Genomic DNA, 14,679 nt, shown 5'->3' with positions numbered 1-14,679 from the left:
TGAATTTTAGGCTTTACGGCTTTTCACTATTACAGACATCAATATTTAAAACGGTTAATTGCTGCTGTAAATTATCATAACAACTACCCGATAGTACTGCAGTCACCGGCAATACCCAAAGTCTACTTATGAGAGCTTTATACTCAGCACTTAGTGGTTGCTCAGCAGTTAGTGGCAATAGTAAGGCTCTTAGTTTTACCGCATCTTTAGTGGTTACCACGATGGGATATTGGCGATATTGCAGCAGCTCAGCCATACTAAACTCATAATGGTCAGGATAAGGGTGACCAATGACCTCAAAACCAAGCGCGTGTAAAGTATCAAAAAACCGCTGCGGATAGCCAATACCGCTTACAGCGTGGACTTTGCTGCCCTTTTCAGGTGCTTTGTTATTTACTTCAAAGCCAGTTAATTGAAAATCACTAACTTGAGAGTCAAAGACTTGCAAATCAGTTGTTCGAGCGTCAGCTAATACAGGTTGCCATAATAATTTCATGTCGTCTGCTTGCAGGTGCATAGACAGATGCTCAGCTTGTGACTGTTGCTCGGTGTTTTTACTATGAGGCGCTGCACTATTATTTGGCCCTTCATGATATATAACAGTAGCACCTTGTAGGCGCGACATCGGCTCACGTAAAAACCCGGTCGGCAATAACTGCTCATTGCCAAAGCCCCGTGCTGCATCGACCACAATCCATTCAATATCACGTTGCAACGCATAATGCTGCAAACCATCGTCGGCGATGATTAATTGTAGGTCTGGATGAGCAGCCAATAAAGTAGTAATCGCTTGCTTACGATTCGGGCAGACCGCCATTGGTACACCCGTCATATTGACAATTAAACAAGGCTCATCCCCTACCACACTGGGTAGACTGGCGGCATTGACCAAGGCTGGCATCTGACTGCTATCACCACCATAACCGCGACTGATCACGCCAACATTGATACCTTGTGCTTGGAGATAGTCGACCAGAGCAATAATTAATGGCGTTTTGCCGCTACCGCCCACGCTAATATTGCCAATCACCATGACAGGAACAGGGGCGCGGTAACTTGCTAACAACCCAACCTTGTAAGCTTGGCGACGCAGCATGGTGATGAGCCCATACAACCAGCTAATAGGCAATAATAGCCATAACCAAGCGGCTTGACGTTGCCATGCACGCGTCACTGTCGTCTCAATGCTCATTATTATTGACTATTTATCCTATTATTTTAATGCTACTTAAATGGCAAGATGATTACAGGATAGAAGCAGATGAACCTATTCAAAGTCACGCTCATACATTTGCGCGTAATGGCCTTGTAATCTTATCAATTCGTCGTGCGTCCCTAACTCAACGATTTGACCACTATCTAACACTGCGATACGATCGGCTGATTCAATCGTGGTTAGTCGATGGGCAATAACTAGCGTGGTACGGTCTTTCATGACATTATCAAGCGCTTGCTGAATGTAATACTCAGATTCGTTGTCTAAAGCACTGGTTGCTTCATCTAAAATTAAAATCGGCGCATCCTTTAATAGCGCACGAGCGATAGATAAGCGTTGACGCTGCCCACCGGATAGCTGTAGACCCTCAGCACCAATCTCACTATTATATCCGTCAGGCATTTTTTTGATAAAGTCATGGGCAAACGCATCTTTTGCCGCCCTTTCGACCTCGGCATATGATTTATTAGCCAAGCTACCATAAGCAATATTATTCAATATTGTGGTGTTGAATAAGACCACTTGTTGATCGACCATGGCAATTTGCGAGCGTAGACTCTCCAAGGTAATCTCTTCTATAGGTAAGCCATCTATCCTGATTTGTCCTGAAGTCGTCGTCAAGGTGCGCGTTAGTAAGTTCACTAAGGACGACTTACCCGCCCCACTGCGCCCCACCAACGCAACCGTCTCGCCTGAGCGTATCTCTAAATTAAAATCACGCAAAGCTATAGTCGAATCCGGATAAATCAAGCTGACATTATCTAAATGAATGTCACCTGATAAAGTGGGATTGAGCACGCCTGTGTCTTCTTCTTCTGGTTCATCCAGTAGCGCAAATATTGATTCGCCAGCAGCAAGACCCTTTTGTAGCTTTTGATTGACATCAGTCAGCGAGCGTACCGGCTTACTCAATAGCCCTGCTGCCGCAATATAGGAGATAAACTCACCAGCTGAGATATTATCTATCACCGCCGGACGCAGCGCGAGCCATACCACGACCGACATGGCCATCGCCATCAGCAGCTGTACTGCTGGCGTGTTAATACTGTTAGTGATGACAACTTTCATGCCTTGGCGTAAGTTCTTTTTTGAAGTCAGATCAAACCGCTTGGATTCGTACGCTTGTCCACCGTAGTTTTTGACCACTTGATAGCCACCGATGACTTCATTGGTGATATGACTGACATCACCCATCGTCTGTTGAATACCTTTAGAAAGCTTAAGGTAACGCTTGGAGGCGATACGAATCAGCCATAATATCGGCGGCAAAACGACAAACAGAATCAAGGTTAAACGCCAATTACTGTATAGCAAAAAGCCAATCAATCCTATGACCGTCAAACCATCGCGCAATACCGTTTTCATCGAATCAGTGCTGGCAGCGGTGACCTGCTCAACATCAAAGATGAGCTTTGACGAGATAGTGCCAGCTGGGTTGGCCAGATAAAATGAGCTTGGCAAGCGCAGCAGCTTATTAAAAACTTCTACTCGTAGCTCATAAACCAGATTTCGTGAAATCAAAGCAGAATAGTAATTACCAAAAAAGCTACCCACACCGCGAACTAAAAAAAGCATAATAATTAGAACGGGAAACCAATCCCTTTTACTCTGATCATTTTGCTTGATCGCATCAGTAATATATTGCAATAACTTCGCTGTCCCAATCTCGGTCGATGCATTAATAGCAAAGCCTATAATAGTCAACAGCAATGCCCACCAGTAAGGTTTTAAATATCTGAGTAAACGCAGTAAAGTCTTATGCTTAGGCGTCGTTGATGGCTCCGCTGATAGTTTGTTGGCAGATGCTTTTGAGTCGGATTGATATATTTGGCTCATAAAAGCCTCAATTTGGGTGTTATGACATGAATGGACTGTGCTGATGGCACAATTTTATAGGATTTTGATGTTATACAACAGCGGTACAAAGCTGACATTTTTTAAATCGTACAATTAGAAATTATGGTGCAAAAACACCCAAAGGCTATTGTAGTAAAAGCTATTGCGATAAAAGTTATTGTGGCAAAGGCTGACCGAGTGGTACGACGGTACTAATATTTAGGTTTAAAAAACCCAGCTTACCCGCAATATCCATGACCCGCACCACTGATTGATGGGTAGCATTGGCATCCGCTGCAATAACAAATAGCATGTCACGATTACTGCCCGCCTCTTGCTGTAACATACTGGTCAACTCAGCCTCATTGCTGCTGGCAAGAGTAATACCATTAACCAAATAACTGCCATCCTCTTGTACCGCCACCTCGATACTGTTTTTCTCTTCTGTCAGTGCCACACCTTCTGCTTCGGGCAGAATGATATTTAAGCGACTAAAATGATTAAACGACGTCGCCAGTAGCAAGAACACAATTAAGAATAATAAGCAGTCAATCATTGGCGTTAGATTAATTTCGAGCGGCTCAACCGTTGGTTTTCTAAAGCGCATATCACTCTCTTTAATTGACTTAATACTTATTTTCTTAATGAACGACTGTTCATATTATTGCGAATACGACTCATACCATTGTTAATACGATGACGTTGCTGCCGTACTATTATCTAAACTTAGCGCATCCACTACATGCTTATTGTCTTCATTTTCGGCAGGTGATGCACCCTGTATTGGCTTCTTCAAATGAGTATTATAAGTATTTTCAAGCAATTGATAATCATACAACTCTTGAATCATCAGACCTGCTTGGGTCTCAAATTGGGCGTTGATATCAATGATACGACGCTGAAAATAACGATAGGCAACCAACGCTGGTATAGCTACAATCATGCCCGCTGCTGTAGTGATTAGTGCTTGGGACACGCCAGCGGCGAGCATCGTTGGGTCTTGCATCGCGCCATCAGTAATCGCTAAGAACGACGAGATAATCCCCAATACCGTCCCCAATAATCCGAGTAGCGGCGCAATCGCTCCTATGGTACCGAGCATATTGATGTTCTTTTCTAACTGATGTACCTGCACACTGGCACGATTCTGCATATGCATGGTCATCGAGTCCAAACCATACTGACGATAGAGCAAACCAGTGGCTAAAATATCACCCAAGGGTGTCTTTTCTTTAACATTCATCAACTGGGTACGGCCAATATCGCCGTTTTCGCGTAGGCGGGTGATTAGCTGTTCGCGCAATCTGCCCGGTACAATTTTATTAAACTGTAAGGTATGGCTACGCTCGATGATGATGACTAATGCCAGTATTGAACACACTACAATCGGCGTCATTAACCAACCGCCCGCCTTTACCAACTCCCACATACTGACTCTCTTCTATATACTTATAAAATGGTTGTTACAAGGATAGCTCTATATCTAAGCATTTAAGCCGTAGTCGCACTTATGCAGCGTCTTAAGCTTGCGCTTCTATATGTTTAATCAAAGCGGCTAGCTGATCTTGGCTGTGGAAGAATATCTCGACACTGCCCTGCCCGTCTTTTTTATGCTTAAGCTTAACTTCAGCACCAAGCATGTCGGTCAGTCTTTGCGTCAGACGTTCAGCGTCACGAGACTGTGCTTTTTCCGTACGGTTGGTTTTGGGGGCGGGCTGCAAAATTGATTTGACCAGTTTTTCAGCTTCTCGCACCGTCATGCCGCCATCAATGATTTTTTGCGCAATGATAGGCTGTTGTTCTGAGGATAATGCCAAAAGCGTGCGCGCATGCCCCATATCTAGGGCGCTGTTGGCTAAATGGTCTTTTACCGTATCGTGCAGCTGATTCAAACGCAGCAGGTTCGATACCGTCGTGCGGGCTTTGCCAACGACTTCGGCAATCATCGCATGACTCATGCCAAATTCTGTATGAAAGCGCTGTAGTGCAGCGGCTTGCTCAATCACTGATAAGTCTTCACGTTGAATATTTTCAATCAATGCCAGCGCAATGGCCAGCTCATCTGATAGGGCACGCTCGATGGCAGGAATGACAGACTTGCCCGCCATTTTTGCTGCACGCCAGCGCCGCTCACCTGCGATGATTTCGTGGGTGACGAATGCCTCGCTTTTGTCTTCGTTGGCTAATAGTGGACGGATAACAATGGGCTGCATCACGCCATGCTGCTCGATAGAAGAGGCCAATTCCATTAGGGCAGTCTCGCTCATATCACGGCGCGGTTGATATTTACCCGCTTGTAGACGTGCCACATCGATTTGCACCAAGCTGATTTGGTCTTCTGCGCCATTATTGTCTGTGCTAGCTGCACGAGACTTATTGGCAGGTATTTTGCTTGCCGTACGCGGCGAGCGGGCGGTACGACTACCATCAGTCGCGACAGACGCTGTAGTTTTTGCAGCCGGTTTTTCACTGGCTTTGGCGCGAGCAGTTTTGGCAGGCGCACTGGCTTCTTCGCTATCAGCTTCTAGCGCTTCAGCTGGCACAGTGTTGTCACGCGCAGCCATATCATCTTGCAAGGCAGAGGCGGTAATTTGCTTTTCTTTTTTGATTGACCCTAACAAGGCATCCAAGCCTCGATTAGCAGCCAATCCTCTTTTCTTCGCCATGATTACCTATCCTCTAACGCTAAAATAAAAGCCAAATAATTGTTACTGCGGCTTACTCATTGCTACAGCCTGCCCACTATAAATCACTACAGACTCAACCCCGCTGACCATACTAATGTATCGCTAGCACTCAGTTGTCTTGTATTGATATTATTTTGGACTGACGATAATAAATACGATGTTTAATACTATTTTCTGTTTGGTCATTTTCCATTATGACTAGTTTTTGGTGCTTATACACACAAAACTATTGGCTTTTTTATTACTGTTTCATCACTTCAGCAGCCAATTTTTGATAAGCACGCGCCCCTTTTGACCAGCGCTCGTACGCGATAACTGGCAAGCCATGTGCGGGTGCTTCTGCCAAGCGGATGTTTCTTGGAATATGTGTCTTGTACATGATATCGCCAAAGTGCGCTTCTAATTCAGCAGAGACATCGCGAGCCAATGTATTGCGCGCATCGAATAACGTTCTGACGACGCCGCGAATATATAGCTTCGGATTGAGCTCTGTTAGACGTTCAATCGTTTGCGACAAGTCCGCTAAGCCTTCTAATGCATAATACTCACACTGCATAGGAATAATAACCCCGTCGGTGGCGACCAAGGCATTAATCGTCAGCAAGTTTAAGCTTGGGGCGCAATCTATAATCACATAATCATAAGCAGGTTTGTTAGCCGCGATCTGATCATTGACCAACGCTGCCATCGCTGTCTTAAACAGCTCATGACTGTTGGTTTTACTCATTAAGGTGATATCCATACCAGCCAAATCACGATTGGCCCCGATCACATCGAACCCTGCTGGGCTGTTAACAATAGCATCAGATAGCGAGACACCATCCAGCAACACATCGGCTATCGTCAGCGCTAAGTCATTTTTGTCCACACCAGTACCACTGGTCGCATTGCCTTGTGGGTCTAGGTCAATCAGCAGTACGTGCTTGCGCTTAGCAGCCAAGCTGGCGGTCAAATTTACTGCCGTTGTGGTTTTGCCCACGCCGCCTTTTTGATTCGCAATTGCTATGATTTCCATACACTCACTCAATTTAATTAGGGTCTTTACTGTATTTTACCGACTGTCTGTACTATGTATCTGTGACTGCCTACTTTTAATAATTGCCTGTTATTAATAGTCATTTTAGCAATCGCAATCTTTGGCGTTCAGCTTCTTATCACTATACCTAACATATAAATAATACTTACGATATAAATGGCTCGCTTTGCATAAAGCTTTTTTAGATATTATGCTATTTAAATATCAAGGTAAACGATGTTTCACGACTATAAGGTGCTCATAGCTTAGACATTTTTAGCAGACAATTCAATTAAATGACGACTGTCATGCAGACGTGGCACGTTAAGCTTAATGGTCTTAATATGCCAGTCGTTATCTAGCGCTTGTAGCTCTTCATCACTTGGCGCTTTACCCTTCATCGCACATAAATAACCATTATCCGCCAGTCTTGGCTGCGCGGCCTCAACAAAATCGATTAGACTGGCAAATGCTCTAGAAGTAACCACGTCATAGCTGGCCTCATGCGCTTCAATACGAGAGGCAATAGGCTGCATATTGCTCAAGCCAAGCTCGCTACTGATTTGCTTAATAAAGCGAATCTTTTTTTGATTGCTATCAAGCGCCGTACACTGCCGCTCAGGCTGACAAATCGCAATTATTACGGCGGGCAAGCCAGCCCCTGTGCCGATATCCAGCAGCGAGCCTGACGGCAAATGCGTTATAATAGCCAAGCAATCAATCACATGCTTAATCAGCGCCTCTTCTGGATCGGTGATAGCGGTCAGATTATACGCTTTATTCCACAATAAAAGCTGGTCTAAGTACAATAATAACGTGCGCTGCTGCGTCTCACTTAACGGTAGACTTAGCTCATTAATCGCTTGTGCCAAGGTATTAGCTAGCGCTGGCAATTGCGCGCCAAGCTTTACAAAGCCAGTCGGGTCGATATGGATATTACCCATGTTGGCAGGCGATGAAGTTTTTTTAGCGGAAGCTGACATACAACGAGTTATCCAGTTTTGACATGTGAACCGTCTATTTTATCATGCAGTCTGCCTATTGAATAGTTGCAGATTGCGCCAATGTGAGACATCTTATACTATCTGCGCGGCTATTGAGGCGTTATTCTGCTTTGATGGCATTAAACTGACCCTCTATCTGTTGCTCTTTTATTGATTATTTTCAGTGACGCATCCAATTATGATACAAATCTGCGTTTAATGACTTATTTAAAACACCGCCATATCTTGTAAGATGTCTTATTACCAATTAAAAAATTACTCATTAAAAATTAAGCATAAAGAAACTGTATAAAAAAAATTAATACCTACTCTACCCTTTAAAAACAATTCATTTTTTAAGACGACACACCATACGCCTATGACCGAACAGAAACATGCCCCTATGTCCAAAACATCAAATGACGCTAATATAAAAGACACGACTAATATGGTAACACCCATTGCTGAATTGACCGACCAAACGACAGACGGCACGCAAACAACACTAGATACGCCGCATCCCCTCTTTACTGAGGTTAAGCAGCGCTGCCTTGTCAGCGCTGAGCAATTAAAGCGATATAGCAATGCCGATGAGCTGCCGACGGACACACGTACCGCGCCAGATTTGGACGTGGGCTTTGGTCAACAGCGTGCGTTAAAAGCGTTGCAGACGGCTTTGGATATCAAAGCCAGTGGCTATCATGTGTTTGCGGCTGGTGAAAATGGCTTGGGCAAACGCACCGTTATCAGCCGCCTACTGACCCGTATCGCTGCCGATGCGCCGACACCTGATGACTGGGTCTATGTACATAATTTCACCGATCCACGCACACCGCTCGCCTTGCGCCTTCCTGCTGGTCAAGCCTCGCTACTGCAGCAGCAAGTTAATAGTCTATGGCAACAGGCCAAAAAACGCCTGAGCCAGCGCTTTCGTAGCGACCAGTATCAAAGCAAGATTGAAGCCATCAAAAACGACACGCATCAAAAAGAAAGTCAGGCTTATGATGTGCTCAATGCTGAGGGTAAGCAATATGATTTGGCATTGACGTTTCGCTCCTTTGATAACAAAGCCGTGTTTGTCCATCCAAGCCAACTGACAACAGAAACCGATCAAGTCGCGACTGAAAACAATAATGCGGATAATAAAGATGCCAAAACATCTATCAACAGTCAAAACACATCAGTAATCGGAGAAAGTAAGAAAACGACTATTTCTAGCAAAGATGCTACTGACGGTAACGACAACGAATATGGCAATAGTGAATACGAAGCTGAGCTAAGTAACTTCGTGCAAAAGAACCATATGCAAAAACGCTTGAGTCAGCTGACCATCGCCTTAGAGCAGTTAGAAGACGAAGCCAATGACGCCATAGAAGCATTACATCGCAATATTGCACGTCGTGCACTGCAACCTTTGTTTACCCCTATTTATGAGCAGTTTGCCAGTCATCCGCTGGTCGTTGATTATCTCAAAGCGGTATTTGCCGACATGGTTACGCATGTCGAGCGCATCGTCAATGGCGATGATGAAGAGTTTGTGACGGCAGTTCTGGCGACGACTCCGAGCCGTTACGCGGTCAATGTCATTGTCAGTCACACGCCAGACAGCGGCGCACCCGTTGTCTTTGAAGATTTGCCGACGCATTTGAACTTATTGGGTCATGTTGAGCAAATCACCCAACTGGGCACGGTGACCACCGATGTCAGTATGATTCGAGCGGGCGCCCTGCATCGTGCCAATGGCGGCTATTTATTGTTAGAAGCCAGTCATTTACTTGAGCATCCTTATGCATGGCAGGGTCTTAAGCGCGCACTACAATCGCGTAAAATCAAACTCTCAAGTCTTGAGCAGATGCTAACCTTAACAGGAAGCTTATCATTAGCACCTGCGCCCATTGACCTTGATATTAAGGTGATTTTGCTTGGCGAAGCAGACTTGTATTATGAGCTATTAGAGCTTGAGCCTGAGTTTGATGCGGTATTTAAAGTACGTGCTGACTTTCATGATGATGTGCCTCGCAGCAGTGAGCACGAATTGGCACTGGTCGCAAAAATGGCCGACATTATTGATTATGCCGACCTCTACCCGTTTGATCGTAGTGCACAAGCCGCCCTACTCGAGCATTTAAGCCTGCAAGCAGAAGACCAAGATCGCTTAAGTTTGCACAGTGATTTACTGATTAAGCTATTGCATGAGTCCAACCGTCATGCACGTTTGAGCGGTAACAACATTGTCAATGCTCATCATGTCACGCAAGCCATCGATGATATGGACGAGCGCTCAGGATACCTGCGTGACCTCTATTGGGATGAGCTCAAAAACGGTCAACAGCTTATCCAAACCACAGGCAGCGCTGTCGGACAAGTCAATGCGCTGACAGTGGTCAGCTATGCCGATAGTGAGTTTGGCATGCCCGCCCGCCTGACTGCCGTTATTCAACCAAATATCGGTACGGGTGAGATTCTTGATATCGAGCGCGACGTGGATTTGGGTGGTAGCTTACACGCCAAAGGCATGCTGATTATGACCAGCTATTTGCGCGCCTTATTTAGCCAACATCATGCGCTCAACTTTAGTGCCTCACTTGCTTTTGAGCAAAGCTACGCGCATATCGATGGCGATAGTGCCACCGTTAGCGAAGGCTGTGCGCTATTGTCCGCTTTAGCAAATGTGCCGATTGATCAGTCATTTGCCATTACTGGCTCTATGAACCAATTGGGCGAAGTGCAAGCGGTTGGTGGCATCAATTCCAAAATTGCCGGATTCTTTGATGCATGCCGCGAGCAAGAATTGACTGGGCAGCAAGGCGTGGTCATTCCGATGGCCAATGTTAAACAGCTCATGCTGCGCGACGATATCATTGCCGCTGTCAAAGCAGGCGAATTTCATATTTATGGTGTGCATACTCTAAGTGAAGCACTGACGTTAATGACTGGTCTACCTATCGATACCGTGAATAAAAAAGGTCGCTATCGTAAAGAGACATTGTTTGGCAAAGTCCTAAGCCGTTTGATGTTATGGGATGAAAATCAAGATAACAATGACGATGACATTGACGAAAAAAAATCCAAAAAGAAAGATAAAAAGCAGCAGAAAGCAAAACGTCAGAAAAAAGCAGACAAGAGAAAAAAACAGAAACGTAAAAACAAGAAAGACAATAATGAAGCTGTGATGGATGATGATCCTAGTATCAATCAAAGCATCGATCAGAGTGTGGATACTGATGATACCAAAATGTCCATTAATGCCATATAGGCTGATGTATAGCGAAATTTAGCCATTTAAAACCACTTAATGAATCAATAGGTTAATTGATGGGATGCCCTAGACGCTACGATGCTTTTCTGCGATGATAAACGGCTAGTGACTCGATAAAGATACCTAAAAACTGACTCGTGACTTCATAAAGGTTATCGCTTAATGACTGTACATCCTGCTAATGCCAACCTACTCCAAACTCAAACAGATGCTATTGAGCAAGCCAATAGCGTAGCGGCTGCGGGCAACAATGTCTCAGAAGACAGCAGCGATAATCGCCACGGCGCAGCAACGACGGCGCGGCAGTGGCAAGTGTTATCACAACTACAGCGCAATCGCTGGGTGGGTACCACGCATATTTATGAGCAGTTGATGATGGCAGGCTTTGATATTAGCCTGCGCACGGTACAGCGCGACCTAAATGCGCTGGCGAAACGTTTCCCTATCGAAAAAAACAATGCCAATCCGCAAGGCTGGCGCTGGCGTGATGATGCACCATTACAAAGCTTACCGCACATGAATCTCTCACAAGCGGTTGCCTTTAATATGGTTGAGGCCAATCTGACCCAGCTATTACCGCCTGTTATTTTAGATGAGTTATTTCCGTGGTTTGACCTAGCACGGCGGCAGCTAAAAAACAGCAAAGTCACCCATTCATGGATAGACAGAGTGCGCATTGAGCCTGCCACTCAGCCATTAATCGCCCCACATATTGACTTGGATAGCAAAGACAATATTTACCACGCGCTGTTTTATCAATTACAAATTAAAGCCTGCTATACCCGTAGCAATAAATCGCAAGCCGGTGAATACATCCTAAATCCCATCGCTATCATTCAACGCGGCGTCATCATTTACCTACTGGCAACTCGCACGGATGATCCAGAGACTGTCATTCGCACATTTGCCTTGCATCGATTTGCCAGCGTCGAGATTTTAGAAACTGCCGCAAAGACTCCCGATAATTTTCACCTTGACAGTTATTTGGACGCCGGTGGTATGGGCTTTAGCCATCCATTATTTCGTGAGCTGTCCGATCATGGCAAAAATATGCCTATTGAGCTACAATTCACCAAACAAGCGGGCAAGAGCCTAACTGAAAGCAAGCTTAGCGATGATCAAACGGTTACCTTGAATGACGATGACACACTGACCATTCAGGCAACGGTGAATTTGACCTCCCAGCTGGTCTGGTGGTTGCGCGGTTTTGGCAATGGTCTCTTAAATGCCAAACCTGAGCTGCTATATCAAGCTGTCTTGGATAAAACCTTGGATAATCAATGACGCGGATAAAGCACACTTTTTAATTTGAACCTTCTTTATTTTGAGTTCTCTTTATCCGGAGCAATACTCAGTTAATATCAAATCATTTAAATCATCAAAAAATAACAAGGAATATTATGTCGACCACTGCCCCGTCACCACTACTATCAGACAGTTTAAAAGGATTAGGTTTGGATGCGGGCACGTTATTTTTTGCGCTCAACTACGAGTTTACCAAGACTGAACCCAAAGGTATGTTGAAGCGTTTTAAAAAGAATGAAGGGGCGATTGATATCGACTTAGCGTGCGCCTTGTATGACGATAACTGTACTATTAGCGATATCGTCTGGTTCAAACAACTACGCGATAAGGCCGAATCAGTACGCCATCAAGGGGACAGTCTGAACGGCAAAGACCGTGGCGACCAAGCAATGTACCTAGCCCCACTTGACCAAGAGCAAATCAGACTCTACTTGGACAAGATTCCAGCACATATCACCCATATTGCCTTGCTTGCTAACTCTTACCACGGTCATGCTTTTTTTAGAGTCAAAAAAGGTGAGATTCATTTAAGTGATGATGAAGGCAACCGCTGTTTTGAGGTTAATCTAAAGCAACTGCCGCGAGATTGCTCTACGCTTTGGGTCGCCCATTTGCGCCGAGAAGTAGATGATTGGCATCTGACATTGCAAAACCTACCGCTTGCCGCCGAAGACTTAGCCACAGCAGCGCAGCAAGTCGCTCATGAATTGGCACGTGCGCTGCCTATTCCACAAGGCGTGTAACATCAAATCAGGTATAATGGACACAATCTCATGTGATAAAAAAGGGTGCGACGTTCTCTAAACGTTGCACCCTTTTTGTAAACTCTGATTTTTGCAAATTCAAAATAATTACTACGAATATAGTGAGTGAAAAGTAATATCAATATATCACGCACTGCTGATATCCATTTTTCTTACTTGCTATGCCTGCGCAGACAGAGGCTACAAAAAATTGATATCAGCAATACCGTCACATTTTTAAGATATCCTAACTACATTACTTACAAAGCCTCACCGCAATGCGGACAAAAATTCTTTTGCCGCTCATCGACTTCATTTTCACGGCGTTCCAGTTCTTTTTCGCGCAATACCTGTAGTACGATGTTTTGCGCCTGCTCCTTATCTAGCCCAAGCTCACGACGTATTTTCTCTACCATCATCTGGTTCTGTATCAAATCAAAATCGCTATCGACCAGTTGCTCACGAAAGTGCTGCTCTAGCTCTTCACGGCGCTGGTTCAGCTCATTTGCCAAACCCGTGGCTAGAATACCTGCAGGCAATGCGGCCAGACCGACACCCAGTATCGTAATGATCGCGCCCAATATTTTACCGGCATTGGTAATAGGTGTCACATCACCATAACCCACTGTCGTCAGCGTCACTACCGCCCACCACATGGCTTTAGGGATAGACTCAAACTCTTCTGGCTGGGCATGGTTCTCCACCAGATAAATACCACTAGAAGCGGTCACAATCATGATGATTAGAATAAAAATAACGGCTTGAAATGAGCCTTTCTCTTTACTGATTACCACCAATAAAATACGCATCGACGCAAAATAACGCGTTAGTTTAAGAATACGGAAGAGGCGCAAAATACGTAAGAAGCGTAAATCAATTGTGACAAAGAAGTTCAAGAACGCCGGCACAATAGCAACCAAATCAATCAATGCCGAGGGGCTTTTTAACCATTGCCAACGCTGACGCCAAGTGGTGTGATCGGGCTTCGCTTCGGCAACACTCCACAAACGTAGCAGATACTCAATAGAGAACACTACGATGGAGAAGTTTTCAAACCATGTAAAATAATCTTGATAAGGGTAGTACCAACTGTCTACAGACTCCGCAATCACGGCTGCCACGTTGGTCATGATTAGAAATATCAAAAAATAATCGACGTAGCGGCTAAAGAGCGTGTCATGCTCATCATTTTGCAAAATGTTATAAACGAAAGTACGCAAGCGCCGTATATGTTGGAATTGCATGCGGTCCCTATACGGTGTAACACCGATCTTATGATAATGAAATAAAAGTATTAAAGCCTGATTATCGCGCTAAATGACATAATGAAAAGCAGTATCATTATACAAAATTTACGTAATAAATGTAGACGCAAGCCAGCAACATTAACCCCGTCGTAAGAAAGGTGTATTGTAAAAATCGCTCATCGGCACGTAATTGACGACTGAGATTTTGAGCAGGCAATAAAAAAACACCGCATTCTGGGCAACAAGAATCCACTTGGTTTAATAAAGTCATTGAACGTGCTTGTCCGCAGCGCAGCGGCGAGTTACTACAGTAGCCCAGCATAATACACCCTATCCGTCGTCGTTAATTGTCCCTTTATATTAATTTATACCAGCCGTATAAAAACTG

11 protein-coding genes are annotated in these 14,679 nt (G+C 44.7%); 3 read left to right on the top strand and 8 right to left on the bottom strand.

What is annotated here, in order from left to right:
* Nucleotides 1–13 precede the first annotated feature (13 nt).
* The 7 genes from lpxK to rsmG form a co-directional block, all read right to left on the bottom strand.
* Nucleotides 14–1,192 (bottom strand): tetraacyldisaccharide 4'-kinase, encoded by a 1,179-nt coding sequence (gene lpxK, locus W293_RS0107240; RefSeq protein WP_025651797.1) that lies wholly within the window; start codon nucleotides 1,190–1,192, stop codon nucleotides 14–16.
* Between the two features lie 75 nt (nucleotides 1,193–1,267).
* A complete protein-coding gene (gene msbA / locus W293_RS0107235) occupies nucleotides 1,268–3,052 on the bottom strand; it encodes a lipid A export permease/ATP-binding protein MsbA (RefSeq protein WP_025651796.1) in 1,785 nt (594 codons plus the stop codon).
* A 175-nt stretch (nucleotides 3,053–3,227) separates the two neighbouring features.
* The gene (locus W293_RS0107230) at nucleotides 3,228–3,659 is read right to left on the bottom strand and encodes an ExbD/TolR family protein (RefSeq protein WP_025651795.1); all 432 of its coding nucleotides are present in this window, start codon (nucleotides 3,657–3,659) and stop codon (nucleotides 3,228–3,230) included.
* An 81-nt stretch (nucleotides 3,660–3,740) separates the two neighbouring features.
* Nucleotides 3,741–4,481: a MotA/TolQ/ExbB proton channel family protein gene (locus tag W293_RS0107225; RefSeq protein WP_025651794.1), complete on the bottom strand. Its 741-nt coding sequence runs from the start codon at nucleotides 4,479–4,481 to the stop codon at nucleotides 3,741–3,743.
* Between the two features lie 91 nt (nucleotides 4,482–4,572).
* Complete coding sequence (locus W293_RS0107220; protein ID WP_025651793.1) at nucleotides 4,573–5,718, bottom strand: ParB/RepB/Spo0J family partition protein; 1,146 nt, start codon at nucleotides 5,716–5,718, stop codon at nucleotides 4,573–4,575.
* A gap of 262 nt (nucleotides 5,719–5,980) precedes the next feature.
* Nucleotides 5,981–6,754: a ParA family protein gene (locus W293_RS16215; RefSeq protein ID WP_037025999.1), complete on the bottom strand. Its 774-nt coding sequence runs from the start codon at nucleotides 6,752–6,754 to the stop codon at nucleotides 5,981–5,983.
* 266 nt (nucleotides 6,755–7,020) lie between these two features.
* Nucleotides 7,021–7,698: a 16S rRNA (guanine(527)-N(7))-methyltransferase RsmG gene (rsmG, locus tag W293_RS0107210; RefSeq protein ID WP_374190023.1), complete on the bottom strand. Its 678-nt coding sequence runs from the start codon at nucleotides 7,696–7,698 to the stop codon at nucleotides 7,021–7,023.
* Between the two features lie 442 nt (nucleotides 7,699–8,140).
* Between rsmG and W293_RS0107205 the strand changes: the two genes are divergently transcribed.
* The 3 genes from W293_RS0107205 to W293_RS0107195 all read left to right on the top strand — a co-directional run bounded on the left by W293_RS0107205 (nucleotide 8,141) and on the right by W293_RS0107195 (nucleotide 13,044).
* Nucleotides 8,141–10,993, top strand: coding sequence for an ATP-binding protein (locus W293_RS0107205; RefSeq protein WP_227502387.1), 2,853 nt, complete (start codon nucleotides 8,141–8,143; stop codon nucleotides 10,991–10,993).
* Nucleotides 10,994–11,158: 165 nt separating this feature from the next.
* Nucleotides 11,159–12,280: a helix-turn-helix transcriptional regulator gene (locus W293_RS0107200; RefSeq protein WP_025651790.1), complete on the top strand. Its 1,122-nt coding sequence runs from the start codon at nucleotides 11,159–11,161 to the stop codon at nucleotides 12,278–12,280.
* A 116-nt stretch (nucleotides 12,281–12,396) separates the two neighbouring features.
* The gene (locus tag W293_RS0107195) at nucleotides 12,397–13,044 is read left to right on the top strand and encodes a TerD family protein (protein WP_025651789.1); all 648 of its coding nucleotides are present in this window, start codon (nucleotides 12,397–12,399) and stop codon (nucleotides 13,042–13,044) included.
* Between the two features lie 260 nt (nucleotides 13,045–13,304).
* Here the strand turns inward: W293_RS0107195 and W293_RS0107190 are convergent, their stop codons facing one another.
* Nucleotides 13,305–14,288 (bottom strand): ion transporter, encoded by a 984-nt coding sequence (locus W293_RS0107190; protein ID WP_025651788.1) that lies wholly within the window; start codon nucleotides 14,286–14,288, stop codon nucleotides 13,305–13,307.
* Between the last annotated feature and the right edge of the window lie 391 nt (nucleotides 14,289–14,679).

The sequence above is a fragment of the Psychrobacter sp. TB67 genome (assembly GCF_000511065.1).
Lineage (GTDB): Bacteria > Pseudomonadota > Gammaproteobacteria > Pseudomonadales > Moraxellaceae > Psychrobacter > Psychrobacter okhotskensis.
This window is presented reverse-complemented; position numbering and strand designations above follow the sequence as displayed.

Excerpts from the sequence above, each read along its gene's own strand:
- lpxK (WP_025651797.1), bottom strand. The coding sequence starts at position 1,192 with ATGAGCATTGAGACGACAGTGACGCGTGCATGGCAACGTCAAGCCGCT.
- W293_RS0107205 (WP_227502387.1), top strand. The coding sequence starts at position 8,141 with ATGTCCAAAACATCAAATGACGCTAATATAAAAGACACGACTAATATG.
- rsmG (WP_374190023.1), bottom strand. The coding sequence starts at position 7,698 with ATGGGTAATATCCATATCGACCCGACTGGCTTTGTAAAGCTTGGCGCG.
- W293_RS0107225 (WP_025651794.1), bottom strand. The coding sequence starts at position 4,481 with ATGTGGGAGTTGGTAAAGGCGGGCGGTTGGTTAATGACGCCGATTGTA.
- msbA (WP_025651796.1), bottom strand. The coding sequence starts at position 3,052 with ATGAGCCAAATATATCAATCCGACTCAAAAGCATCTGCCAACAAACTA.
- W293_RS0107200 (WP_025651790.1), top strand. The coding sequence starts at position 11,159 with ATGACTGTACATCCTGCTAATGCCAACCTACTCCAAACTCAAACAGAT.
- W293_RS0107190 (WP_025651788.1), bottom strand. The coding sequence starts at position 14,288 with ATGCAATTCCAACATATACGGCGCTTGCGTACTTTCGTTTATAACATT.
- W293_RS0107195 (WP_025651789.1), top strand. The coding sequence starts at position 12,397 with ATGTCGACCACTGCCCCGTCACCACTACTATCAGACAGTTTAAAAGGA.
- W293_RS0107220 (WP_025651793.1), bottom strand. The coding sequence starts at position 5,718 with ATGGCGAAGAAAAGAGGATTGGCTGCTAATCGAGGCTTGGATGCCTTG.
- W293_RS16215 (WP_037025999.1), bottom strand. The coding sequence starts at position 6,754 with ATGGAAATCATAGCAATTGCGAATCAAAAAGGCGGCGTGGGCAAAACC.
- W293_RS0107230 (WP_025651795.1), bottom strand. The coding sequence starts at position 3,659 with ATGCGCTTTAGAAAACCAACGGTTGAGCCGCTCGAAATTAATCTAACG.